Genomic DNA, 25228 nt, shown 5'->3' with positions numbered 1-25228 from the left:
GGCAGGAGACCGCAGGTGGGGAAGTGGAAGCGACGGTGGCCGGTGCGCGGTGTGCGGAGCCGCGGGTTCGTCCGGTTGCTGCCCGCCGCGATGATCGTGGTGGGGGTGGTGTTCGACTTCTTCACCCCGCCCGCCTTCACGGCCGTCCCGATGTTCGCGGCCGCCCCGGTGCTCGCCGCCCCCTTCTTCAGCCTGGGCGCGACCCTCCGGATCGGGATCGCCGGGATGCTCGCCATCGCCGGGATGCGGCTGTACACCGGGGACCTGCCGGGAGTGGTCCCTTTCATCGAACTGCTCACCGTCTTCGCGGTCTCCGTCGAGGCCGGTGTGATCAACCGGGTCGTCCGGCGCGGTGACGAGCAGCTGGCCTCCGCCCGGGTGATCGCGGAGACCGCCATGCGGGCCGTGCTGCCGACGCCGGCCGACCGGATCGGCGGGCTGCACGTGGCCGCGCGCTACGAGGCGGCGCAGGCGGACGAGTTCGTCGGGGGTGACCTGTTCTCGGCGACCGACACCCCGTACGGCGTACGCCTGGTGCTCGGTGACGTGCGCGGGAAGGGGCTGGACGCGGTGGCGGCGGTGGCGGTGGTCATCGGCGCGTTCCGGGAGGCGGCCGAGCAGGAGAAGTCGCTGGAGGGGGTGGCGCAGCGGCTGGAACGCGCGCTGGCGCGCGAGTCGACCCGGGGCGGCGGCTTCGACGCGTTCGAGGAGTTCGTCACCGCCGTGCTCGCGGAAATCCCGCCGGGTGCGCACCTGGTGCGGATCGTGAACCGGGGCCACCCCGACCCGCTGCTGCTGCGCCAGGACGGGGCGGTGGAGGTCCTGGCGCCCTCGGAGCCCGCGCTGCCGCTGGGCATGGGCCTGGACGTGCGGCCGGACCGGGCGGACGAGTGGGGGCTGCCGGACGGGGGGACGCTCCTGTTCTACACGGACGGCCTGTCCGAGGCCCGTAACGCCGAAGGCGTCTTCTACGACCCGGTGGAGCGGCTGCGCGGCCGGCTCTTCCCGGAGCCCGAGGAGCTGCTGTCCGCGCTCAGCGACGACGTACGGCTGCATACGGGGGGCAGGGCGACCGACGACATGGCGCTGCTCGCGGTCCAGCGGCCGGCGAAGGGGCAGCCCGGCCGACGCAGGACGGTCAAGATCATCAAGAGGGACGCCACCCTGCGTGACTGAAGGGCGTCGCTCCGCATAACGTTTGACGCAATGTCAGGAACCGGGTAATGGCCGAGGGGCGATCAACTCGCCCGATTGCACCCGGTTGTGTCCCGTAAAGTCCAGGCCAAGGACGTGAACGATCAGTGGGAACGGCTTGGAATCGGAGCCGTCTGTCTATTAACGTTCGATAACGCAGCGCGGTTGTCCCAGCCGCCGTCAGTGGCGGCACCGTGCGCGAGCGCCGAATTCCGCAAGGGAACCGGGGAACCACCTACATGGGGTGAATCGGGCATCTCTGTCTTCACAAGAGGCGGAGGCACCCGTAGGAGACCTTCCTGCTCCGAACCCGTCAGCTAACCCGGTAGGCGAGAAGGAAGGAAAGGAGTGCGCCCGCGTGGCGTCCAACAAGCCTGCCCCCGAATCGCCTTCCCGGTTCGTGCCCGAGTACGGCCCCGACTTCGCGTCGGGCCCCGCCGCCGCTTACGTCCCCGAGCAGGGAAGCGACTACGCGGACTACACGACCGATCGGGGCAACGGCTTCGCCCACGGCACCGGCTCAGGTTTCGGTGCCGGTTTCCGCGCCGACGAGGCCGACTCCGACCGGGCCTTCGAGGAATGGAACCCCACCGAGGAGTCCGTCCGCCCCGTCCGCGGCAAGCATCGTGTCGCCAAGCAGCGCAATGGTCTGGCCCGTAGCTCCACCGTCCTCGGCGTCGGTGTCATCGCGGCCGTCGGTGCGGGAGGCATGGCCACCGCGCAGAGCAAACCGCCGGTCTCCATCTCCCTTCCCGATTCCATCGCGGACAATCTCCCCGACGCCAAGTCCCTTCCCGGCGTGGGTGCGTTGTTCACCGGTGAGGCCGAGGCCGAGGCCGAGGCCGATACCCCGGCCACCGCGGCAGCCGCCGCCCCGCTGACGACCGCCGGCATCACCACGGCCGAGGCCGAGCAGGGCACCACCGACGCCGGTGAGGCGCTGCGCGCCCGCATCCTCCAGCAGGCCGAGCAGCAGCAGGGCGCCGCCGACGCCGAGGCCAAGGCGGCCGAGGAGAAGGCCGCTGCCGAGAAGGCCGCCGCCGAGGCGAAGAAGCAGCAGGACGAGGCCGAGGCCAAGGCCGCCGCCGAGAAGAAGAAGGCGGAGGAGGAGGCGAAGAAGAAGGCCGAGGCCCTGCGCCTCGCCAAGCTCGCCGCCAGTTACGCCATCCCGACCTCCTCGTACACGATCACCTCGACGTTCGGCGAGGCCGGTTCGATGTGGTCCTCCGGCTACCACACGGGCCTCGACTTCGCGGCCCCCACCGGCACCCCGATCAAGGCCATCCACTCCGGCACCATCAAGTCGGCCGGCTGGTCCGGCGCCTACGGCTACCGCACGGTGCTGGAGCTCGAGGACGGTACGGAGCTGTGGTTCTGCCACCAGTCCTCGATCGGCGTCACCGTCGGCCAGAAGGTCACCACCGGCGACACCATCGGACGCGTCGGCGCCACCGGCAACGTCACCGGCCCGCACCTCCACCTGGAGGTCCACACCCCGGACGGCACCGGCATCGACCCGATGGCCTGGCTGCGCGCCCGCGGCCTGACCGTCTGACCCCTTACGCACTCCGGCGCGCGCCCCTTCGCGTCGGCGCGCGCCCGGCACGGCCGCCGCGCGCCCATCGAACCCCGGCAGTCCTGACGCTCACCCCCCGACGTCAGGGCTGCCGGTCTGCTGCGGGGCGGTGTACGGCGGCTGCGCGTACGGCCGGCCGACCTGGTCGGGCTGGTACGGCTGGTACGCGGAGGGCTGTTGGCCGTACGGCGGCGGGGCGGAGGACGGCTGTTGTCCGTAGGGCCGGGGGCCGTACGGCTGCGCGGGATGCGCGTACGGCGAGGGGCCGTACGGGCCCGAGGGGCCGCGCGTCCCGTACCACGGATACGGGTACGGGCCCGGCGGCGCGAGGCGGTGGGTGCGGGCGCGGTGCGTGATCCGGGCCGCGTAGGCCAGGGCGGGGCCCGCGATGTCCCGGCGCTGCCACAGGTGGTGCAGCAGCTCCAGCTCGCGGGCGGCGAAGTCCGGGTCGGCCGTGCCCCGGCGGACCTGCCGGCGCAGGAAGGCCAGGGACGTCGCGAACGCCTCGTACTCGGCGACCGTTCGTGCCGCCGCCCTTCCGTGTTCCGCCACCGGATACCGCCGCCGCGCGGCGTGCCTGGCCAGGGAGCGGGCCCGCATCGAGGAGAGGGTGAGCGGTTCGGCGGAGGCCAGCCAGCCGGCCTCCGCGTACACCGGGAGCTCGACGGCGAGGGTGCGCAGCTCGTTGCGGCGCGACCAGACGGCCAGCCAGGTCACCAGGCCGAAGACCGGGACCATGAAGGCCCCGTACACGACGTAGAAGCCGTACCGGCCGAAGGTCGCCGAGCCGTTCCACAGGGCGTGCATGCCCATCGCGAGGAGCAGGCCGAGCAGCGGCGCCGCGATGCGCCTGACCCGTTGGCGCGGTGCGCTGCTCGCGGCCATCCCGAGGCCGATGCCGGTCAGGACGGTGAACAGGGGGTGCGCGAACGGCGTCATCACCGCCCGCACGAGGAACGTCATCACGGTCACCGAGGCGAAGGCGGAGCCCATCTGCTGGTCCTCGCCGAAGGCGTTGCCCAGATAGAGGATGTTCTCGGTGAAGGCGAAACCGGTCGCGGCGAAGCCGGCGGCGACCATGCCGCTGACGATGCCGGTGAACTGCCGTCTGCGGAACAGCAGGAGCAGCAGGACGGCCGCCGCCTTGGCGCTCTCCTCGACCACGGGGGCTATGACCGTGGCGCCCAGGGTGTCCGCGTTGCCCGGGTCGGCGGTGGCGATCCACCGGGTCGCGAAGGAGTTGGCGAGGATCGCGACCAGCGCCGCCGCGCACGCGCCCCACGCGAAGGCGAACAGCAGGTTGCGCCAGGGCGCGGGGTCGACCCGGTCCAGCCAGCGGAAGGCCGTCATCAGCACCGGGACCGGCAGCACGGCCAGCCCCAGACCGACGAGGAACCCCTCGGTCCCGGTCTCGTCCCGCACCAGGGCCAGGATCACCACGCCGCAGAGCGCCAGCAGCGCGAAGACGGCGAACACGCGGAACGTCCGATTCCGCCACAGCACGCCGACGCGGCGGGGCCGGTAACGCCACTGGCCCCGCTCCGGTACGGCGGCCAGGATCTCGCCGACCCGCTGCTCCTCGAGCACCGGGACGGCCGGCTGATCCTGCCGTTGTCGCTGAACAGACCCGTCGGACACCCCACGACCCTAACGAGCGGGACTGACAACGGCCATGGCGCGGGGTGCGGCCCGGGGCGTGCGAGGTGCCCGGATCAGCGGCGGGCGAAGAGCAGGTCGTGCACCACGTGGCCCTTGTCCAGGCCCTGCCCCTCGAACCGGGTCCGCGGCCGGAACGCGGGCCGCGGGGCGTAACCGCCGTCGGCCGCGGTGTTCTCGAAACGGGGGTGCGCGGTCAGCACCTCCAGCATCTGCTCGGCGTACGGCTCCCAGTCGGTCGCGCAGTGCACGATCGCCCCGGGCCTCAGCCGCCCCGCCACCAGGTCGAGGAACTCCGGCTGGATCAGCCGGCGCTTGTGGTGGCGGGTCTTGGGCCACGGGTCGGGGAAGTACACCCGCAGCCCGTCCAGCGAGTCCGGCTCCAGCATCTCGCGCAGCAGGATGATCGCGTCCCCGTTGGCGACCCGGACGTTGGTCGACCCGTTCCGGTCGGCGAGACCGAGCAGGTTGCCCTGGCCGGGCGTGTGCACGTCTACGGCGAGGATGCCGGTGCCCGGGTCGTCGGCCGCCATCTGCGCGGTGGCCTCACCCATGCCGAAGCCGATCTCCAGCACCACCGGGAGCCCGTCGAACATCGCGGGCAGGTCGAGGACGCGCAGCCCGTCGATGTCCAGGCCCCACTTCGGCCACAGCCGCTCCAGGGCGTCCTGCTGGCCGGGCGTGACCCGGCTGCGGCGCGGCTGGAAGCTGCGGATGCGGCGCTCGTGGTGCGAGCCGGCCGGGTCGGCGGCGGGGCCGCCGGGGAAACGGGGCTCCTGGCGCAGCCGACGCGCGCGCTCCAGGGACGCGGCCCGCAGATCGTCCGGGATTCCGGCGGTGGTGGACGCGGTGCCGTCCGGCGCGGCGGCGTCGCCGGGCGTCGGGTGGGAGGGGTTCAAGGACTCAGACACAATGGCCTGATTCTACGGGGCCGCCCGCGCACGGGTCACTCGGCGACCACGGGCAGGGGTCACCCGGCGGGCGCGTGCAGGGGTCACCCGGCGGGCTCCGGCGCGGGTCACCCGGCGGCCTCCAGGGTGGGCGGCTTCCATCCGGCCGACCGGGCCCGGAGCAGCGCCCGGCGGGCCACTTCCCGGCCGATGGGCAGGGAGGCGGTGGCGGCGGGCGACGGGGCGTTCAGCACGTGCACGGTGTGCGGGGCCTCGCGGATCAGGAAGTCGTCCACCAGGGTGCCGTCCCGCAGCACGGCCTGGGCGCGGACGCCGGCCGGCGAGGGGCGCAGGTCGTCCTCGGTGACGTCGGGCAGGAGCCGGCGCACGGCCTGGGTGAAGGCGTGCTTCGACAGTGAGCGGTGCACCTCGCCCGCCCCGTACCGCCAGTGTCTTCGGGCGATCCGCCAGGAGCCCGGCCAGGCCAGCGTGGACAGCAGCTCGCGGGGGCGGACGACAGGCCAGCCGTAGCCCTCGCGGGCCGCCGCCGGGACCGCGTTGGGCCCGACGTGGACGGAGCCGTCGTGGCCGCGGGTCAGGTGCACGCCGAGGAACGGGAACGCCGGGTCGGGCACCGGATAGACCAGGCCGCGCACCAGCTCGGGTCGGGCCAGCTCGTAGTACTCGCCCCGGAACGGCACGATCCGCATTCCCGGGTCGTCACCGGCCAGCCGCGCGACGCGGTCGCAGTGCAGCCCCGCGCAGTTGACCAGCACCCGGGCCCGCACCACCAGGCCGTCGGCGGTGCGCACGGCCACGCCCCAGGGGCGCCGGTCTATCGCGGTGACCTCGGCGCCGAACCGGATCAGGCCGCCCGCGCCGCGCACCTCGTCGGCGAGCCGCCCGGCGACCGCCCGGAAGTCGCACACGCCCGTCGTGCCCACCCGGATCGCGGCGAGGCCCCGCACCCTCGGCTCGTACTCGGCGATCTGCGCGGGCCCCAGCTCGCGCACCGGCAGCCCGTGCTCGCGGCCGCGCTGGACCAAGGTGTGCAGCCGGGGGAGCTCGGCGCGGTCCGTCGCGACGATCAGCTTGCCGGTCACCGCGTGCGCGATGGAGTGCTCCCGGCAGAAGTCGACCATCTCCGCGGCGCCGCCCAGCGCGTACCGGGCCTTGAGGGAGCCCGGCGGATAGTAGATCCCGCTGTGGATCACCCCGCTGTTGCGCCCGGTCTGGTGGCACGCCGGAGCCCGCTCCTTCTCCAGCACGGTCACCCGCGTGCCCGGTGCGGTCCGCGTGAGCGCGTACGCGGCCGACAGGCCGACGATCCCGCCGCCGATCACCAGCACGTCGCAGTCGTACGCCGCGTGAGTCATCATCACGCCACCTCCCACCCCGATAGTGCACTGACCCACTGACAACGCACTCGAACCAGTGCGGGCGAGCCTGGCGCGTCCCGAGAGCGGGCGGGTTACGCCGGGGCGACCAGCAGGGGGCGGGCGCGCTCGCGCAGCTCGGCGACGCGCGGCTCGTCCCCGTACGGTTCCAGCCGGTGCAGCAGGTCGCGCACGTACTCGGTGGTCCGCGCCGACGAGATGCGGCCCGCCACCTCCACGGCCCGGGTGCCCGCCGCGCAGGCCGCGTCCAGATTGCCCGACTCCAGCTCGGCGACCGCCGAGACCACGAGCCGCAGCCCGTGCGAGCGGACGAACTCCTCGGTGGGCCGGGACAGCGCCTGCTCGGTGAAGCGCCGCACCTGGCGGGGCGCCTTCAGGTCGAGGTGGCACTCCGCGGCGTCGGCCGCGAATCTGTCGTACGAGTAGAAGCCCAGCCACGCGGGGTCCGCGTCGCCGTCGCGGGAACGCTCCAGCCAGCTCTCGGACGCCTTGAGCGCGGCCCCCGCGGCCGGCGCGTCGTTCGCCTTGGCGTGGGCCCGGGCCTCCACCAGGCGGAAGAAGCTCATCGTGCGGGCCGTCGCGAGGCCGCGGTTGCGCTCGACGGCGGCCTGCGCGAGGTCGACGCCCTCGTCGGCGAAGCCGCGGTAGGTCGCCTGGAGCGACATCGACGCCAGTACGTAACCGCCGAGCGGCACGTCGGCCGCCGCCCGCGCCAGGCGCAGCGCCTGGATGTAGTACCGCTGGGCCGCCTCCTGCTGGCCGGTGTCGAAGGCCATCCAGCCGGCCAGCCGGGTCAGCTCGGCCGCCGCGCCGAACAGCGCCCGGCCGACCTCGTCGCTGTACGAACCGAGCAGCAGCGGGGCCGCGTCGACGCGTAAGCACTCCGGGACCATCGAGGAACGCCAGTCCCCGCCGCCGTACTTGGAGTCCCAGCGGCGCGCGTCCTGGGCTGCCTCGCGCAGCTTGGAGACATCGCTGTGGCCGACGCGCAGCGAGGAGGCGTCGGGTCCGGACTCGGGGCCGGGCTGGGCCGGAATCATCAGACTGTGCCCGGGGACCGGCGGTGCGCCGCTGCCCTGGGCGGGCGGGGCGAGGGCCGTGCCGGGCAGGCCCTGCCGTCCCTGTGCCCCGGCCGTCGCCGATGCGCTGTGCGCCCCCGATGCGCCCCGCGCGCCCTGGGCGCCGGGCGGCGGTCCCGTGACGGCCGCCGAACTGCGGGCCACCGACGGGTCGGCAGGGGATATCAGCCAGCGGGACGCGGGGGTGGCGTACGCGCTCACGGAGAAGGAGCCCGCCAGCGACTGCCAGATCCCGCCGCTGCCGGCCCGCCGTCCGGCCAGATCCAGCCGGTACAGCTCCGTGGCCGATCGCACGGCCTCGCCCACGTCGCGCGGGAAGGCCAGCCCGACCTCGGGCGCCGGATCGGCGTCGGCGAGCCCGATCTCGTGCAGCGGAACGGGCCGGCCGAGCTTGGCGCCGATCGCCGCGGCGATGAGATGGGGCGCGGCGCCCTGGGGCACCATGCCCTTGGAGACCCACCGGGCGACCGACGTCTTGTCGTACCGGAGGGTCAGCCCGCGCTGCGCCCCGAGGTCGTTGACCCGCCGGGCGAGCCCGGCGTTGCTGATTCCCGCGAGGGCGAGAACGGTGCCGAGCTTCTCGTTCGGTCCGCGTTGCTCCCTGGACATGGGCCACCCCTCGACACACAGACGGCAGCCGCGTCACCGTCACGGCGCGCGGCATTCGTACCGTGTTCTCCCCAGGGACGAACCCCGTCACTCCGCCCGCACACGCATTTGGCCGTGCCCCGGGGAATATGCCGCCCTGCTGAGAACATCAGTCAACCCAGCGTAGTTCGTCGCATCCCTACCGTTAAGGGCCGGACGTCCGTATGGCGGGATTGTTGTCCGTCCCGGCCACGCGCGGGGAGTCGTGTGGCGGATGAGAACGATAGAGGCGTACGGGGCAGCAGGGGCGAACGCGAGGCGGAGGAAGGGCGAAGGAAGGGCGGGGGAAATACGGGGGAGTGGGGAAGGGCGTGTGGAGGCGTCGGGGCGGGTGCCGGCCCGGTCGCCGGCGGCAGTCGACGGGGTGTGCGGCGGTCACCGAGTGCGGGGAGCCCGGCGGCTCCCCGCCCGCCGACCAGCGCGGACGGGCATCGGGGGCGTACGGGCGGGGCCGTGTCCCCGGCGCTCCCGGCCGGTTTCCCGAGGCCGGTCCCGGGTGCTCGCGCGTGCACCCCGGTGTGTGGCCGTGCGCCCGTACGTGCGCTCTGGCCCGGCCCCGGAGGCGGCGCTTGCATGGGTGCTGCGTGGATCGGCCCGCTGTGCTGGACACAGGGGCTGGGGGATATCACCGTCCCATTCCCCGCGGGCGGTGGACCGGTCCGGGAGGCGTAGCCCGCCTCCCGGACCGTGGGTTCCGGGTCCCGCGGGGGCGTTCCACAGGCGTTTGCCGGGCGTGCGGGGGATCGGGGGGCGCCGCCCGGCAAAGCGTCGCCCGAACAGGGAGGAATACGGAGGAACAGGGCGACTCGTCGCCTCCCCGCCGGTTCCCATTCCTTCGGAGATTGGCCGGATCTCGACGGTCGGACGAGGTTGGGTCGAGCGGTGCGCGGACATTCCCGCCACCGCTCGCGCCGACTGCGCGAGATGGCCGGAAGAGGGCCGTTCACGCGGAGCGGGTGCGGGGAACGCAACGCCCGGAATCCGTACCTCCGTTGGCGACGCGCGCGACGCGCGCGGGCCGTTCGCGGGCCGGTTGCTCCGGCGGCGGCCCTGCGGCCTTTGCCAGGGGCGCATGCGCTCACGACGTGCGCCGTCCGTAGCCACTCCTGCGCGCCGTTGTCGTGGCAGCATGTCCGCAACGGCGCCGACCGCCACCGGAGTTCTCCGGGTGCTTCCCTGCCGCGCCGTTTTTGTCCACAGCCTGTGGAGGCGGCGATGCGTTGGTTGGTGGGTTGGAGCAGTATCGCCGCGAGCTTCGGCACGGCCGGTGCGGTGGGCGGCGGTGACGACGGGCGCACGATGCACCCCGTGGGCTCCCAACTCCTGTGGGGAGACCCCGATCCGCTCTGGGCGGTCGGCGACTGGCGGCCCGACGAGATCCGTACCGTCCGGCTGGACACCGCCGAGGGCGCGACCACCGTCCGGCTCGCCGTGCTCGGATGCTGCGGCGCCACCGACGAACAACTCCGCGTCGGCCTGCTCGCCGCCCGCGGTGGAGCCCTGCGCCACCTCACCGCGTGGACCGGCAGCTACACGGCCGTCGTCCAGATCGGCCGCCGGATCACCGTCGTCGGCGACCTCGCCGGAGCCCGGCCCGTCTTCTACACGCCCTGGGCCGCCGGCACGGCGTACGCCACCGCCGCGCTCCCCCTCGCCGACCTCATCGAGGCGCAGCTGGACATCGGCCACCTGGCCGCGCTGCTCGCCTGCCCCGAGACCCCGGAGGCGCTGCGCGACGGCACCCCCTACGCGGGCGTGAAGCGCATCCCGCCCGGCCACGCCCTGATCCTCCGCGAGGGCTCGCGGGAGATCACCGGGTACGAGGCCGTGGCCTCCCTCGCCGTGGCCGCGCCCGAGCTCGACCCGGTGAGCGCCGTCGAAGGGGTGCGCGACGCCCTGGTCGAAGCGGTACGCGCCCGGCTGCTGGCCCCGCGCCACGCCCCGGAGACCCTGCCGCCCGACCCGGGCCCGGTCCCCGGCATGGGCCCGGCCGAACGCCGCGCCGCCCGGGGCGCGCCCGTGCCCGGCATCGGCGCCGACCTCTCCGGCGGCAGCGCGTCGGCGACCCTCGCCCTGCTGGCCGCCGGCCTCCCCGGGCTGCCCGGCACGATCCTCGGCCACGGCACCGGCGCGGGGGAGCGGCTGCTCGCCGTCACCTTCAACGACCTGACGACCCGCGCCCACGAGGCCGAACTCGAACGCGCCCGCGCCATCGCGGCCAACCCCCGCCTGCACCACGTCGTCGTTGCCGCGGGCGAGGAGGCCCTGCCCTACGCCGAACTGGGCGCCGGCGCGCTCACCGACGAACCGGCCCCCTCCCTCGTCCTCGCCGAACGCCACCGGCGCCGGCTCTCCGCGGGCAGCGCCGACCACTTCGTGGGGGCCGGCGCCCGGCAGGTCCTCGACGCCCACCCGGCCCGCCTCGCCGACCTGCTGATGGACCGGCGCCGGCGCCACCTGCTGCGCCCGGTCGCCGCCCTCGCCAAGGCCGAAGGGCCCTCCGCGCACTCCCTGTTCGTCCCGCTGACCGTCTACCGCGCGGCCCGCCGGCTCGCCCGTACGTCCTACCGCACCGGCCTCGAAACGGCCGCCGGCCGGCTGCCCGACGCCAACCGCCTCGCACCCGGCCTCGACACCCCGGCCGACGCCTCGCTCGCCGCGCTCGCCTGGTCCAGGCCGGGGCCCGCCGCCCGGTGGCTGACCGGAGAGGCGCTGGCTGAAGTATCGGTTCGCCTCCAGGAGGCGGCGATCCGCCCGTCCTCCGTCCAGCGCCCCGGCGAGGCCCGGGCCAGAGCCGCCCTCACCCGCAGCGCCGCCGACCACCGCGTCCTGGAGCAGGCCGCCGAGATCCGCAGCCAGCGGCTGCACGCCCCCTTCCTCGACAACCAGGTCGTACGCGCCGCCCGCGCGCTCCCCGAGTCCCTGCGGGTCCAGCCGGGCGCCCGCGCGGCGATCCTGCGCCGCGTCCTGGCCGGTGCGGGCATCCACGAGCTGCCGCCGGGCTGGGGCGCCCCCTCCCAGGCCGGCTCGACCGAGGTCACCCGGACCGGCCTGCGCGCCGCCCTGCCCGAGCTGATCGCCCTCTTCGACGCCCCGCTGCTCGCCGACGCGGGCCTGGTCGAGGCCCGCGTCGTACGCAAGGCCCTGCGCGCGGCCTCCGAGGGCGAACCCCTTCCCCTGGACGGGCTCGCCGACCTCGCCTCCACCGAACTGTGGCTGCGCCGCCTCGTCTCACGGCGCGGCACCTGCTGGACGGGCACGGCGGCCCCCCGCCAGCGCGCGGTCGCCGGCGGAGTCGTCCCGGCCCGCCGCTCGCTGCAGGGCTGAGCCGGCCGGCCCGGGCCCCGCCGCGTGGTCCCGGCGGGCGCGGGCGGACTGTCCTGAGACGTCCCGGTCCGCCCGACCGCTGCTCTCAGGGGGTGGGGGCGGGACACAATGGTGCCGTGCGGTATCTGATCCTGGGCGCCACCGAGGCGCGAGACGAGAACGGCGGCCCGCTGCCTCTCGGCGGCAGCCGGCTGCGCGCCCTTCTCGCCGCCCTCGCCCTGCGGCCGGGGCGCCCCGTCACCGTCGCCGAGCTCGTGGACGACGTCTGGGCGGACGAGCCCCCCGCCGACGCGCCCGCCGCGCTCCAGGCCCTCGTCGGGCGGCTGCGCCGGGTGCTCGGCAAGGAGGCGCTGACCAGCACTCCGGGCGGCTACCGCCTCACCGCCGGACCGGACGACGTGGACCTGTACGTGTTCGAGCGGCTGGCCCGGCAGGGCGGGGCCGAGCTGGAGGCCGGCACCCCGGACGCGGCCGCCCGCACCCTGCGGACCGCCCTCGCCCTGTGGCGCGGCCCCGCCCTGGCCGACCTGCCCGAGAGCGACCACGGCCACGCCCTGCGCCCCGAGGCCCACCGCCTGGCCGCCCTGGAACGCCGCATCGAGGCCGACCTGCGCCGCGCGACGGGCGCGGGGAAGACCGCGGAGGCGGCTTCCGGTGCTCCGTACCCGGGGCATGTCGCGGCTTCCGGTGCTCCGTACCCGGGGCATGTCGCGGCTCACGGCGCCGCGTATTCCGGGCCTGCCGCGGCTGTCGGCGTTCCGTATCCCGGGCCCGCCGCGACCTCCGGCGCCGCGTATCCCGGGTCTGCCGCCGCATCCGGCGCCGCACGCCCAACGAGCGCGTCCGTACCGGCCGAGGCCGAGGCCGGGGCAGGGAGCGGGGCAGGGAGCGGGTCCGAGCCCGAACCCGGGCCCGGGGCAGGTGCAGGGGCCGAGCCCGGGGCCGGGACAGGGACAGGGACAGGGGCCGGGGCCGGGACAGGGACAGGCGTCGGGGCCGGGACAGGGACCGAGCCCGGGGCCGAGGCAGGGACCGCCACCGCCGGCCCCCACGCCACCGCCAACGGGTCCGCCCTGTCCTCCACCCTCCCCTCCGCCCCGCCCCCCGCCGCCCTCGTCGCCGAGCTGACGGAGCTGACCGCCGCCCACCCGTACGACGAGCGCTTCCGGGCTCAGCTCATACGGGCCCTGCGCGCCGACGGCCGGCAGGCCGACGCGCTCGCCGCGTACGAGGACGCGCGCCGCGCCCTCGCCGACGGGCTCGGCACCGACCCCGGGCCCGAACTGACCGCCCTGCACCGCGAACTCCTCGCACCCGCACCTCCCGCGCCCGCCGAAAGCGGCTTGTTTCACGTGAAACCTGCCCGGGGCAACCTGCGCCCCCGGCTCACCTCCTTCGTAGGGCGCGAACCCGAACTCCGCGCCATCCACGACGACCTGGCCCGGTCCCGGCTGGTCACCCTCACCGGCCCAGGCGGCTCGGGGAAGACCCGACTCGCCGAGGAGTCAGCGGCACGCCGGAATCCGGCCGGCACTACCGCGCCGGACGTCTGGATCGCCGAACTCGCCCCCGTGGAAGACCCCGAAGCCGTCCCGGGAGCCGTGCTCTCCGCGCTCGGCCTGCGCGAGACCGCGTTGCTGCGGGACAACACCCTCGACGGCTCCCTGCCGCGCACCGGCCCCGTCGATCTGCTGGTCGACCGCCTGGGGCACGGTTCTCGTTCCACGCCCGTGCTCCTCATCCTGGACAACTGCGAGCACGTCATCGGCGCCGCCGCAGCGCTGGCCGAGACCCTGCTGACCCGCTGCCCGCAGCTGCGCATCCTCGCCACCAGCCGGGAGCCGCTCGCCGTCCCCGGCGAGTCCGTGCGACCGGTCGACCCGCTCCCCGCCGACCCCGCCCACCGCCTCTTCACCGAACGCGCCAGGGCCGTGCGCCCGGGATTCGACCCCGACCACGAGCCCGCGCACGATCCTGACGCCGTCGCGGAGATCTGCCGCCGGCTCGACGGTCTGCCGCTCGCGATCGAGCTGGCCGCCGCCCGGCTGCGTCTGCTCGGACCGCGCCAGATCGCGGACCGGCTGGACGACCGGTTCCGTCTGCTGACGGGCGGCAGCCGGACCGTGCTGCCCCGCCAGCAGACTCTGCGAGCCGTTGTCGACTGGTCCTGGGACCTCCTGGACGAGGACGAACGGACCGCCCTGCGGCAGGTCTCCGTGTTCGCGGGCGGCTGGGACCTGACCGCCGCCGAAGCCGTCATCAGGACACCAGCGGGCGAGGGCCGCCCCGCCGCCGACACGGCCGACCTGCTCGGCGCACTGGTCGACAAGTCCCTGGTCGTCGCCGCCCCGGCCGCGGACGGGGCGATGCGCTACCGCCTCCTTGAGACGATCCACGAGTACGCCGCCGAGCGGTGCGCCGAGGCCCCGCAGGTGCGCGCCGCAGCCGAGAGCGCGCACACCGCGTACTTCCTCGCGCTCGTGGAGGAGGCCGAACCGCGCCTGCGCTCCGGCGACCAGCTCCCCTGGATCCAGCGCCTGGAGACGGACCTCGACAACATCCGCGCCGCCCTCCAGCGCACCACCGCACCCTCCGGCCCCGCCGAGCCGGAGGCCGCGCGTCTGGTGCTGGGCATGGGCTGGTTCTGGTGGCTGCGCAACTACCGCTCGGAGGGCCTGGCCTGGACCCGGAGGGCCCGCTCGCTCGGCCCCGAACCCACCGACGAGTCGGACCCCCGGTACTGGCCCCGGATGAACCTCCACCTGCTGTGGTTCTTCTTCGCGGCGGAGAGCGGGCAGTCCGAGATGGCCCACGACGACGCCGAACTCCATGCGCTCGTGCGCCGGGTGGCCGACGCGTTCGCCGCCTCCAGGCCCCACAGCGTCTGCTTCCCCGGGCTGCTCTGGCCGATGACCTCGTACCTCACCGGGACCACGGAGGACACCCGGGGGAAGATCGACGCGGCCGTCGACAACGCCCGCGAGTACGGCGGCGCCTGGGAGTACGGCGTCATCCTGATGTTCCGCGCGCACATGCTGGTGGACATGCCGGGCGGCATGCCCGGCATCGATGACGACCTCGCCGAACTGCGCGCCCTGAGCCGCCGCGTCGGAGACCGGTGGATGCGCGCCCAGGTCGCGAGCGCCGCAGCCGAGGCGGGCATGATGCGCGGACGCTACGACGAGGCGCGTGCCGCCTACGAGGAGGCGCTGCTGCTCGCCCGCGAGGTCGGTGCCCACGCCGAGGCCCCGTTCATCCTGGCCCGGCTCGCCGAACTCTCCTACCGTACGGGCGACCTGGCCGCCGCCCACCAGAGGCTGGACAGTTCGGAGGCCGAGGCGGAACGCCACCAGGCGCACGACGCCACCGCGTACACCCACTACCTGCGCGCCACCATGGCGTTCCACCGGGGCGACATCGCGGACGCCCGGCGGCTGCTCACCGTCGCCCAGGAGCAGGCCGGGCGCGGCGGCCCGCCGTCGCACTTCACCGTGGCGATGAACGGGCTGTCGGCCCGGATCACCGTGTACGAGCCCGGGCCCGACGGCGGTCTCGACGCCGGGGCGCGCGGGCTGGCCGCAGCCCTGGTCGCGGCGAAGGAGGCGCAGTGCGCCGAGATCGTCACCGGTCATCTGGCCGATGGCGCGGTGACGGTCCTGTCCAAGCTGGGCCACCGCGCGGCCGCCGTCCGCATCCTCGCCGCCGCAGACGACTGGCGGCACCTGTCGAGCCCCAGGACCGCGGGGGAGCAGGCCGAGATCGAGGCGGTCGAGCGGCTGTGCCGCAAGGAACTGGGCGCGCAGCGCTACGAGGAGGAGCACGCCGCGGGCCTCGGGCTGACCCTGGACGACGTCATCGACCTCCTGACGGGCATCGTCGCGGACCTGCCGGTGCCGTAGAAGCCTGTTGCCCCGCTCGAAGGCCCGCCGCAACCGCAGCGACACCGCCGAGCCCCCTCAGCGGCAGATGATCCGCGACTCGGCCCAGTCGGCGAGGGCCACCCTGCCGTACGGATGCTCCGGTTCCACGACGAGCCGAATCCGCGTCCGGCCCTTGACGTTCACCCCGACCGGCACGGCGGGATCGTCACCGCGCATCACCGGGGACTGCCACAACCGCACCCCGTCGCCGTCGAACACCGAGAACCGCACCGCGCCGACCCCCATGGTGAGGTCATCGACGCCGGCCATCGCCTCGTAGCGGGTGCACTGGCGGTTCAGCTGGATGACCACAGAGGAACGGCTGTGGACGGTCACCCCGTGCGCGTACCGCGCGCCGCCGATCGACATGCCGGAACGCTGCCAGACCCAGCTGCTCTCACCGAGCACCACCTCGGGGGCGCTGTGGTCGCCGATCAGGGTGTAGGCCAGCTCGCTGACCCGGTAGACCTCCGGCACCGGCGCGGGAGGCGGCGGGGGAGTCGGGGTGGGCGTGGGGGTCGGAGTTGGCGTCGGTGTGGGTGTCGGTGTCGGCGTGGGTGTCGGTGTCGGCGTGGGCTTCGGGGGAGTAGGGGCGGGGGTGGGCTTCGGCGGTGCGGGGGCCGGCGGCGCGGGCTTCGGCGGGGTCGGCTCGGGCTCCGGGGGCGTAGGTGCGGGCGTGGGCACGGCGGGCGCCACGGCCGGGGGCTTCGGCACCGGTTTCGCCTCGGGCCTGGGCTGGTCGTCGCCCACCAGCGCCCAGACGAGCCCGGCCGCCGCCGCGACGACGACCGCCGCCGCGATCCCGGCCTTCGCCGGGGCACCGAGCCCCTCGGAGGCCGCCGCGCCACCGGCCGAGCCCGCGGACGAGCCCCCTCCGGTCGCCGCGGCGGCGGCCCCCGCCCCGGCGGCACCCACCGCGCCTCCCGCTGCGATTCCGGCCGCCTTGAGCGTGTATCCGGCGGCGAACCAGCCGATGACCGCGACCGGGAGCAGCGCGGGGATGCCGGCGTTGACCTGGGCCAGCTCGCCCGCCGCGACCCGGCACTTCGCGCACTCGTCCAGGTGCCCGCGCAGCCCGCGCTCGGCCCGCATGCGCAGCCCGCCCCGGGCGTAGGCGCCGAGCCGGTCGGCGTACCGCGCGCAGCCCCCGCCCGAGGTGAGCGCCTGGCTCACATGGGCCTGCAAGTACGCCTGCTTGAGACCTTCGCGGGCCCGGCTGGCCAGGACCGACGTGGCGTTCGCGGTCAGCCCGAAGAGGGGGGCGATGTCGCTGGGCGACTCCTCCTCGACGGTGGTGTGCCACAGGACGGCCTGCCAGCGCTCCGGGAGGCTGCGGAATGCCTGCATGGCCATCGACTGCTCGGCCTCGTGCATCGCCAGCACGTCGGCGCCCAGGTCGAGGGTGTCCGCGTCCGACACCTCCGACGAGCGCGCGGCCTGTGCGGCGAACGCGGCGAAGTCGTCCACCAGTTGCTCGCGCTTCGCGGTCTTCGTCCACGCGGCGGCGACATGCCGCACCGCCGTCATCAAGTAGGCGCGCACCGCCTCTTCGGGCCCCTTGCCGCCCCGGACCGCCTGCAGCGTCCGGGCGAATACCTCGGCCGTCAGGTCGTCGGCGGTGTGCCCGTCCCGGCAGCAGGTGCGGGCGTAACGGCGCACGGCCTGCGAGTGGCGGCGGAACAGCTCGTCGTAGGCGAGGTCGTCGCCCTCACGCATCCGCTGGATCAACCGCGCGTCGGACGGTCCCGCCGCGGAGCCCTCCGCAGCCCCCGAGCCCCGCCCCGCCCGCTGCATCGGCACGGCAACCGCCACATCGACGGCCCCCGTCCCCGAAGGCCCCGCATCGGCCGCCGGGACACCGCTGCCGACCGGCGCGGGCGGCCACGGACCGGGCAGGACCGTTCCGCCGCCGTCGTCCTCACCGGCGCCCTGGTGCCCGGAGCCGCGCTGATGCCCGGGGGCCTCGTGTCCGGGAACGACGCCCTGGTGCCCGGAGCCGCGCTGATGCCCGGGGGCCTCGTGTCCGGGAACGACGCCCTGGTGCCCGGAGCCGACCTGATGCCCGGGAGCGGCCTCGTGCCCGGGAACGACGCCCTGGTGTCCGGGAACGACGCCCTGGTGTCCGGGGGCAGCCTGGCTCGGCACCTGGTACCCGGGCGAGCCGCCTGACCCCGTACCGTCGCCCGCGGTGGACACACCGTCGTACGACTCTTCCCTCTGCCCGTCACCACTCATCGCGGACGCCCCCGTATGCGCCATCGGACCCAATACCGGGCAAGCGTGCCACAGAGCGCCGAGGCGACGGGCCCTCAGTCCCGCCAACCACTCATCCGGGGCGTACTGCCGAATGTGAGCACTAGCGGGCACTCATTCGGGGAAGGATCAACCGGCTGGGCTGATGCGGAGGAACCGGCCGGGGTGACGCGACAGGGCGCGACACGGGGAGGGCGAGGAACTCCTCACCCCGCCGAAGGCCGAAGCCCCCGCCGCCCCCTCGTCCGCCGGCCCGCCGTCACTCGGGCCGGGAGCGCAGCCCCTCCAGCAGGATGTCCAGCAGCCGGGAAGAGGCCGCCGCCTGCTGAACCGCGTCCGGCAGCGAAGGAGCCGCCGTCGCGATGACCAGCAGCACGTCCGACACCGTCACATCGCGCCGCAGCTCACCCGACGTCCGCGCCCGGTCGACCAGCCGGCCCACGACCTCCAGCAGTTCCGCCGCTCCGGCGCCCAGATCCTCACCACCGGTCTCCCGGTCGGACCGGGGGCCGGCAGAGGCCACCCGCGCGGCCGCGCCCGCTTCCTTCCGCTGCTGGGGCACCCGGGCCTCGTTCCGCGCGTCCCCCACCGGATCGGCCGCCCCCGCGGCACCCGTCTCACCGACGCCCGTCGGGTCATCGGACTCCACGCCCACCCGCAGTATCTGAGGCGGCAGCAGCCGGCCCGCCCCCGAGGCCACCGAGGTCCGCAGGAAGCGCGAGAGCGCCGACCACGGCTCGTCCTCCTGCCCCAGCGCGGAGCGGGCCTGGTCGGTCAGCCGGGAGGTCTCCTCCTCGGCTATCCGGCGCACCAGCACATCCTTGCTGGGGAAGCGCCGGTACACCGTGCCGACGCCGACCCGGGCACGGCGTGCCACGTCCTCCATCGGGGCGCCGTATCCCAGCTCTCCGAACACCTCGCGCGCGGCCCGCAGTACGTGCTCCAGATTGCGCTGCGCGTCCACCCGCAGCGGGGCCGACCGCACATGCGCGGAGGTGACACCGGCCGGGGCGCCGAGCGCGCTGCCGAGCGCGCCCACCGGCGCCGAAGACGTGGCGGTTGTGGTGGGCCCCACCCCGTTGAGGGTGCCGACTGCCCCGATGTGTCCGGTTTCTTCAGGCGCGACAGCAGTGGTCGGCCAATGCGATTCCTGAATATCCATAACAGTTCCCCCGGTTATGACGTCTCCCCCCGGAGACTCCCGCCGTGTCAGTCGAGGGCGGACCGATGGTCACCGTCCGGCACCCCGACGACATACGAACATAGTTGAGCCAGGGTCAATTCAGAAGAGGGCAGTTCCGCCCGGAGCGCCCCCCGATCGGAGCAAGGACCGGTTGGTCACCGATCGGCCACCCGCCCCTGCCCTGCGCCGCAATGCCTGACCTGCGGGACTGGCCCGCCACGGAACCGCCCCGCACCACCGGCCCGTTCCGAACCTCCGGTCACACAATTTGCCGGGCCTGTGGACAAACTCCGGTGCACGTTGCGTCATGGGGTGGTGATGGCTTCAGCTTCCGGGGGAACACCCCCCGGCCCCCCGCCGGGCACGCGCATTCTCGTCGTCGGCGGAGGCTACGTCGGGATGTACACAGCGCTGCGCCTCCAGCGGAAGCTCAAGCAGAGACTGAGAAGCGGCGACACCGAGATCGTCGTCGTCGCGCCCGAGCCCTATATGACGTATCAGCCCTTCCTTCCGGAAGCGGCCGCCGGCTCGATCTCACCGCGCCATGTCGTCGTACCGCTGCGCCGCGTCCTGCCGCACTGCACCATCGTCATCGGCGAGGCCCGGAGCGTCGACCACACCAAGCGCACCGCCACCGTCACCACGCTCGCCGGCGGCGAGGACGGCACCGGCGCCCTGGAGATCGAGTACGACGAACTCGTCCTCGCACCCGGCTCCGTCTCGCGCACCCTCCCCGTCCCCGGCCTCGCCGACAACGGCGTCGGTTTCAAGACGATCGAGGAGGCCATCGGGCTGCGCAACCACGTCATCGAGCAGATGGACATCGCCTCCGCCACCCGCGACCCCGCCGTCCGCGACGCCGCCCTGACCTTCGTCGTCGTCGGCGGCGGCTATGCCGGCGTGGAGGCACTCGCGGAGCTGGAGGACATGGCCCGCTACACCGCGCGGTACTACCACAACATCAAGGCCGAGGACCTGAAATGGATCCTCGTCGAGGCCACCGGCCGCATCCTGCCCGAGGTCGGCGAATCGCTCGGCCGGTACGCCGTACGGGAACTACGCGGCCGCAACATCGACGTACGCCTCGACACCCGGCTCGACTCCTGCGAGGACCGGATCGCCGTGCTCAGCGACGGCTCCCGCTTCCCCACCCGCACCCTCGTGTGGACCGCCGGCGTCAAACCCGCCCCGCTCCTCGCCGCCACCGGCCTGCCCCTCGACGCACGCGGCAGGCTCCGCTGCACGGCCCGGCTCACCGTCGAGAGCACCGAACACGCCTGGGCCGCGGGGGACGCCGCGGCCGTACCCGACCTCACCGCCGCCGAACCGGGCCGCACGACCGCACCCAACGCCCAGCACGCGGTCCGCCAGGCCAAGGTCCTCGCGGACAACGTCGTCGCCGCGCTCGACGGCGGACCGCTCACCGAATACCGCCACAGCTACGCGGGCTCCGTCGCCTCGCTCGGCCTCCACAAGGGTGTCGCGCACATCTACGGACGCAGGCTCAAGGGCTACCCGGCCTGGCTGATCCACCGCATGTACCACCTGAGCCGGGTCCCCACCTTCAACCGGAAGGCACGCGTCCTGGCCGAATGGACGCTCGCCGGCCTCTTCAAACGCGAAATCGTCTCCCTGGGCTCCCTGGAACACCCCAGGGCCGAGTTCGAACTCGCCGCGGGCAGGCGCCCACGGCCCGACGGGGACGACTGTCAGTAGGGTCCGACACACTGGACGTGTGACCATGGGTGGGCCCACATCTGCACAGAGTGACCCGGCCGGCCGCAACCGACAGTGACCAGCGAAGACCGTCCCAGGGGCGACGAACGCCCCCCGACAGGTGGGACGCCCCGGCAGAGGAAGCAGCCCGCCCGAGCGGACCAGACCGACACACGAGGCCAGAAATTCCGTGAACTTCACGCGTTGGAGCGCCCGCCTCCCCGGTACGCAGCGTCGCGCCGCCCGGGAGGACCACAGCTCCGTACCGGCGGCCCGCGCCGAGCCCGGGGCCGGCCCGCCGCAGGACGGGCCCGGTGGCATCCCCCTGCCCTCGGCGCCCGACCTGGAGGACCTCTCCGCCCGCGACATCCTGGGCCGGCTGCCCGCCCTCATCGCCCTGGTGCACGGCCCCGACCACCGCATCGCGTACGTCAACGACGCCTACACCACCGCCTTCGGCCCGCGCCCCTGCGGAGCCCCCGCCGCCGAGGCCATGCCCGAGCTCGCCGACCTCAGCCTGCTGCCCCTCATGGACCAGGTCCTGCGCAGCGGCACCCCGCGCACGGTCAAGTCCCGCAAGGCCGCCGACGGCCGCTCGTACACCGTGACCTGCTCCCCCGTGCGCGAGGACAGGGAGAAGGGGCGCGACGGCGGAGTCCTCGTCTACGCCGCCGACGTCACCGACCACGCCGAAGCGGCCGAACGGCTGCGCACCAGCGAGGGCCGCCACCGCGAAACCGCCGTCACGCTCCAGCGCTCACTGCTCCCCCAGGAGCTCGAACAGCCCGACGACCTGCGGATCGCCGCCACCTACCAGCCGGGCGGCACGGACGCCGCGGTCGGCGGGGACTGGTACGACGTGATCACCCTCGGCGCGGGCCGCACCGCGCTCGTCATCGGAGACGTGATGGGCCGCGGGGTGCGCGCCGCCGCCGTCATGGGCCAGCTGCGCACAGCCGTACGGGCCTACGCCCGCCTGGACCTCCCGCCGCACGAGGTGCTCCAGCTGCTCGACGGGCTCGCCGCCGAGATCGACGCCAGCCAGATCGCCACCTGCGCCTACGCCGTCCACGATCCCAACGAGGGACTGCTCGTCTACGCCTCCGCCGGCCATCTGCCGATCCTGGTGCGCGACGAGGAGGGCACGGTCCACCGCGCGGAGGACCCGATCGGCCCGCCGCTCGGCACCGGCGGCTGGATTCACACCTCGGGCACGATCCCCCTGCCGCCCGGTTCCACCGCCGTCCTCTACACGGACGGGCTGGTCGAGCGCCGCAGTGAGGACATCGACGAGGGTGTGGCCGCGCTGGAGAGGGCGCTGTCCGGCGCGAAGGGCGCACCGCAGGTCGTCTGCGACCGGCTGATCCGCTCCCTCAACGTCACCGCCGAGCACGATGACGACGTGGCGGTCCTGGTCGTGCAGCACCCCGCCCGCACGGGCGCCGCAGCCGAGCTCTTCCACAACGCCTCGCTCGATCTGCTCGGCGGCACCGAGGCGGCCCCCCGCGCCCGCGCCTTCGCGACGGGCGTGCTCACGTCATGGCGTTTCCCGGTGGAACTGTGCGATCTCGGCGTCCTCGCCGCCGGTGAGCTGGTCGCCAACTCCCTGCAGCACGGGACCCCGCCCATGCGCCTGGGCCTGCGCCGCACCGACCGCCGGCTGATCATCGAGGTGACGGACGGCGACGACCACCTGCCGCGCCGCCGCCGCGCGGAGCCGGCGGACGAGGCGGGCCGGGGCATCTCGATCGTCGCCTCGATCGCCACGTCATGGGGGAGCCGCCGCACCCCCGACGGCGGCAAGGCGGTGTGGTGCGAATTCGCCCTGCCGCAGTAGCACCCGCCGTCAGTGCACGGCGGCAACCGGAGCCGGCACCTCCGCCGGCGTCTCCTGCGGCACCGACACGGCCACCACCCGCGACGGCACATTCGCCAGCGAGGGCTGGTCCTGTACGGGGGTGAGCCGCCGGCCGAGCCGCAGCGCCAGCGCGGTGATGCCCAGCGAGAACAGGACGAACGTCACGATGTACGGGCCGTGCAGCGAGGCCCCCATCGGCCCGCCCACGGCAGGGCCGACCGCCAGCGCGAGCTGCTTGCACAGGGCGAACGCCGAGTTGTACTGCCCGACCATCGACTCCGGCGCCAGGTCAGCGACCAGCGGCGCGACCGTCGGCGACAGCATCGACTCACCGAGCCCGAACAGCGCGTACGTCGAGATCATCGCGGCCGTCGCCATGGTCTGGCTGCCGTGCCCGAGGCCCGCGTAACCGGCCACGATCCAGGCGAACGCCCAGATCAGACCGACCGCGGCGATGACCCGGGTGCGCCGGCGGCGCTCCACGAGACGCAGCACCACGAACTGGGCGACGACGATGACGGCGGTGTTCGCGGCCAACGCCACGCCGAGCGTCGAGGGCTGGATCCCGGCCGCCTCGGTGCCGTACGCCGCGAGCCCGGACTCGAACTGCCCGTAGCAGGCGAAGAACACCACGAAGCCCAGCACGCACAGCTGCACCATGGCCCGGTGCGAGAGCAGCGCCCGCAGCCCGCCACGCGGAGCCGTCCCGTCCGCCACCGCTCCCGGAGCGGCCACGGGGGTACGGGGCATCCGCACGGTCGCGGCGATGGCGCCGAGCACCAGGAACATCACCGCTTCGATCAGGAACAGCAGGGTGAACGACGCCGGCCGGCTCGTGTCGACGATCTGCCCGCCGACCAGCCCGCCGATGCCGAGGCCCAGGTTCTGCAGGAAGAACTGCATGGCGAACGCCCGCGTACGCGTACTGGTGCCCGTGCACCGGACGAGCATCGTGGCGAGTGCCGGCTGCATCACGGCCGTACCCGCGCCGAGCACCGCCGCCGACAGCACGGCAGCGGTGACCTGCGAGGACAGACCCAGTGCGACCGCGCCCAGGGAGGCGATGACCGAAGCGACGATCAGCACGGGCAGCGGCCCGCGCCGGTCGACGGCCCGGCCGGTGAACGGCAGCACGGCGAGCGCCGCCATCGCGAAGACCGCCAGCACGACCCCCGCCGTACCGGCGCCCAAATCCCGCACCTGCGCCACGTAGACGTACAGATACGGAACGGTGAACCCGAGCCCGAACGCGCTCAGCGCGCTCCCCAACTGGATCCTCCGCAGCGCTGCGCCCATCTCCCTGGTCACACTCACCTACCTCAAGCTCTCGAAACTCTCTGTGTCGTCGCGTACCGAACGACTCGAACCCGAAGACTTTACCACTAAACTTCAACCCTCAACACTACAGTCCGAAGGACTTCGACGGCTATGGGGGGCGTGCCATACTGCGCGCCATGTCTGACACCACCGAGCCCGAGCTCCAGGAGCCGAGCCTCGACGAGCAGATCGCCGCCTACCAGCGCGAGTACCGCGACCTGGACCCGCAGGTGGAACAGGTCGTCTCCGCCCTCGGCCGGCTGAACCGCCGGATGAACGTGGCGTACGGGAGGCAGCTCGCCGCTCTCGGCATCAGCAACGCGGAGTGGGAGGTGCTCAAGACCCTCGTCCTGGGCGGGGAGCCGTACCGGCTCGGCCCGGGCGAGCTGGCCAAGCGCCTCGGCCTCACCCCGGCCGCGATGACCCACCGCATCGACCGCATGGCCGGCGAGGGTCTGGTGACCCGCGACCGCGACGAGAACAACCGCGTACGCGTCATCGTCGAGCTGACGGACGAGGGGCGTACGAAGTGGCTGGAGGCGATGCGGATGGCCACCGACTTCGAGGAGGACCTGCTCCAGGACCTCGGAAGCGGCGAGCGCGGAGTGCTCGGTGAGATGCTGACCCGCCTGCTGCGCAGGGTGGAGCACGCGCAGCCGGACGCGGGCGGCCGGCTCACCGACCTGGACTGACCAGGAGGGGGGTTGACACGCCCCTCTGCCATCCGTAAGGTTCTTCGGGTTGCCACGGAGCCCTTGCGGTTCTGTGGAAACCGATCCCGCCGCGGATGCGGCAACCAAAACTCAGCACGATCTCCCACTCGGAGAAATTTCGGCATGCCGAAATTAATTTCGAAGGCTCGATTATGAGTCGCCGGGAAAATCCGCTAGAGTTTTGGACGTCGGAACGGCCCAACAGCCGCGAGGACAAGCCCCACTGACTGGGAATCAGGCCCGAAAGGATCTGATAGAGTCGGACTCGCCGGAAAGGGAAACGCGAAAGCGAAGAACTGGAAAGCGAAAAAGCGCGACCCGCTTCGACCGGGAATCGGACACGAAAGAGTCTGATAGAGTCGGAAACGCAAGACCGAAGGGAAGCGCCCGGAGGAAAGCCCGCAGGGGTGAGTACAAAGGAAGCGTCCGTTCCTTGAGAACTCAACAGCGTGCCAAAAGTCAACGCCAGATATGTTGATACCCCGGCCTGCTTCGGCAGGT

The 25228-nt window shown here is 73.8% G+C and carries 15 protein-coding genes and 1 riboswitch; of the genes, 8 read left to right on the top strand and 7 right to left on the bottom strand.

The features are described from left to right. Positions 1–90 precede the first annotated feature (90 nt). Both E6R18_RS15550 and E6R18_RS15545 read left to right on the top strand, forming a co-directional pair. Positions 91–1176 carry a PP2C family protein-serine/threonine phosphatase gene (locus E6R18_RS15550; RefSeq protein ID WP_136317565.1) on the top strand — a complete coding sequence of 362 codons (1086 nt, stop codon included), beginning with the start codon at positions 91–93 and terminating at the stop codon, positions 1174–1176. A 211-nt stretch (positions 1177–1387) separates the two neighbouring features. Then, positions 1388–1541, top strand: a riboswitch (cyclic di-AMP (ydaO/yuaA leader). Positions 1542–1552: 11 nt separating this feature from the next. Next, a complete protein-coding gene (locus E6R18_RS15545) occupies positions 1553–2749 on the top strand; it encodes a M23 family metallopeptidase (protein ID WP_136317483.1) in 1197 nt (398 codons plus the stop codon). A 90-nt stretch (positions 2750–2839) separates the two neighbouring features. Here E6R18_RS15545 and E6R18_RS15540 read toward each other — a convergent pair whose 3' ends face one another. The 4 genes from E6R18_RS15540 to E6R18_RS15525 all read right to left on the bottom strand — a co-directional run bounded on the left by E6R18_RS15540 (position 2840) and on the right by E6R18_RS15525 (position 8401). Further along, a complete protein-coding gene (locus E6R18_RS15540; RefSeq protein ID WP_168712358.1) occupies positions 2840–4408 on the bottom strand; it encodes a PrsW family intramembrane metalloprotease in 1569 nt (522 codons plus the stop codon). Positions 4409–4482: 74 nt separating this feature from the next. Continuing rightward, positions 4483–5325 (bottom strand): tRNA (guanosine(46)-N7)-methyltransferase TrmB, encoded by an 843-nt coding sequence (trmB, locus tag E6R18_RS15535; protein WP_206308297.1) that lies wholly within the window; start codon positions 5323–5325, stop codon positions 4483–4485. 119 nt (positions 5326–5444) lie between these two features. Beyond that, the gene (gene lhgO, locus E6R18_RS15530; protein WP_136317481.1) at positions 5445–6695 is read right to left on the bottom strand and encodes an L-2-hydroxyglutarate oxidase; all 1251 of its coding nucleotides are present in this window, start codon (positions 6693–6695) and stop codon (positions 5445–5447) included. 92 nt (positions 6696–6787) lie between these two features. Next, positions 6788–8401 carry a sporulation protein gene (locus tag E6R18_RS15525; RefSeq protein WP_136317480.1) on the bottom strand — a complete coding sequence of 538 codons (1614 nt, stop codon included), beginning with the start codon at positions 8399–8401 and terminating at the stop codon, positions 6788–6790. Between the two features lie 1254 nt (positions 8402–9655). Here E6R18_RS15525 and E6R18_RS15520 point away from each other — a divergent pair. Beyond that, entirely contained in the window at positions 9656–11767 is a 2112-nt protein-coding gene (locus E6R18_RS15520; RefSeq protein WP_136317479.1) for an asparagine synthase-related protein, read from the top strand. Positions 11768–11883: 116 nt separating this feature from the next. Beyond that, positions 11884–15666, top strand: a complete 3783-nt coding sequence (locus E6R18_RS15515) for a BTAD domain-containing putative transcriptional regulator (protein ID WP_136317478.1) — start codon at positions 11884–11886, stop codon at positions 15664–15666. Between the two features lie 57 nt (positions 15667–15723). On the opposite strand, the gene E6R18_RS15510 is transcribed toward E6R18_RS15515, so the two are convergent. Continuing rightward, entirely contained in the window at positions 15724–17481 is a 1758-nt protein-coding gene (locus tag E6R18_RS15510; RefSeq protein WP_136317563.1) for a sigma-70 family RNA polymerase sigma factor, read from the bottom strand. Positions 17482–17637: 156 nt separating this feature from the next. On the opposite strand from E6R18_RS15510, the gene E6R18_RS15505 reads away from it, so the two are divergent. Then, positions 17638–17856 carry a hypothetical protein gene (locus tag E6R18_RS15505; protein WP_136317477.1) on the top strand — a complete coding sequence of 73 codons (219 nt, stop codon included), beginning with the start codon at positions 17638–17640 and terminating at the stop codon, positions 17854–17856. A 343-nt stretch (positions 17857–18199) separates the two neighbouring features. Here the strand turns inward: E6R18_RS15505 and E6R18_RS15500 are convergent, their stop codons facing one another. Further along, the gene (locus E6R18_RS15500) at positions 18200–18979 is read right to left on the bottom strand and encodes a helix-turn-helix domain-containing protein (RefSeq protein ID WP_136317562.1); all 780 of its coding nucleotides are present in this window, start codon (positions 18977–18979) and stop codon (positions 18200–18202) included. 462 nt (positions 18980–19441) lie between these two features. Here E6R18_RS15500 and E6R18_RS15495 point away from each other — a divergent pair, with 462 nt between their 5' ends. Beyond that, complete coding sequence (locus tag E6R18_RS15495; RefSeq protein WP_136317476.1) at positions 19442–20839, top strand: FAD-dependent oxidoreductase; 1398 nt, start codon at positions 19442–19444, stop codon at positions 20837–20839. A gap of 190 nt (positions 20840–21029) precedes the next feature. Beyond that, positions 21030–22676: a SpoIIE family protein phosphatase gene (locus tag E6R18_RS15490; RefSeq protein ID WP_136317475.1), complete on the top strand. Its 1647-nt coding sequence runs from the start codon at positions 21030–21032 to the stop codon at positions 22674–22676. A gap of 9 nt (positions 22677–22685) precedes the next feature. Here the strand turns inward: E6R18_RS15490 and E6R18_RS15485 are convergent, their stop codons facing one another. Continuing rightward, positions 22686–23993: an MFS transporter gene (locus E6R18_RS15485; protein WP_136317561.1), complete on the bottom strand. Its 1308-nt coding sequence runs from the start codon at positions 23991–23993 to the stop codon at positions 22686–22688. Positions 23994–24151: 158 nt separating this feature from the next. On the opposite strand from E6R18_RS15485, the gene E6R18_RS15480 reads away from it, so the two are divergent. Beyond that, positions 24152–24706, top strand: a complete 555-nt coding sequence (locus E6R18_RS15480) for a MarR family transcriptional regulator (protein WP_136317474.1) — start codon at positions 24152–24154, stop codon at positions 24704–24706. Positions 24707–25228: the final 522 nt, after the last annotated feature.

The sequence above is a fragment of the Streptomyces sp. A1277 genome, from assembly GCF_004795015.1.
GTDB lineage: Bacteria > Actinomycetota > Actinomycetes > Streptomycetales > Streptomycetaceae > Streptomyces.
Note: the sequence above shows the minus strand (reverse complement) of the source record. Positions and strands in the feature narration are given on the sequence as shown.

Coding starts and splice junctions, on each gene's coding strand:
- E6R18_RS15550 (WP_136317565.1), top strand. CDS start 91: ATGATCGTGGTGGGGGTGGTGTTCGACTTCTTCACCCCGCCCGCCTTC.
- lhgO (WP_136317481.1), bottom strand. CDS start 6,695: ATGATGACTCACGCGGCGTACGACTGCGACGTGCTGGTGATCGGCGGC.
- E6R18_RS15525 (WP_136317480.1), bottom strand. CDS start 8,401: ATGTCCAGGGAGCAACGCGGACCGAACGAGAAGCTCGGCACCGTTCTC.
- E6R18_RS15520 (WP_136317479.1), top strand. CDS start 9,656: ATGCGTTGGTTGGTGGGTTGGAGCAGTATCGCCGCGAGCTTCGGCACG.
- E6R18_RS15510 (WP_136317563.1), bottom strand. CDS start 17,481: ATGCAGCGGGCGGGGCGGGGCTCGGGGGCTGCGGAGGGCTCCGCGGCG.
- E6R18_RS15505 (WP_136317477.1), top strand. CDS start 17,638: ATGCCCGGGGGCCTCGTGTCCGGGAACGACGCCCTGGTGCCCGGAGCC.
- E6R18_RS15495 (WP_136317476.1), top strand. CDS start 19,442: ATGGCTTCAGCTTCCGGGGGAACACCCCCCGGCCCCCCGCCGGGCACG.
- E6R18_RS15485 (WP_136317561.1), bottom strand. CDS start 23,993: ATGGGCGCAGCGCTGCGGAGGATCCAGTTGGGGAGCGCGCTGAGCGCG.
- E6R18_RS15480 (WP_136317474.1), top strand. CDS start 24,152: ATGTCTGACACCACCGAGCCCGAGCTCCAGGAGCCGAGCCTCGACGAG.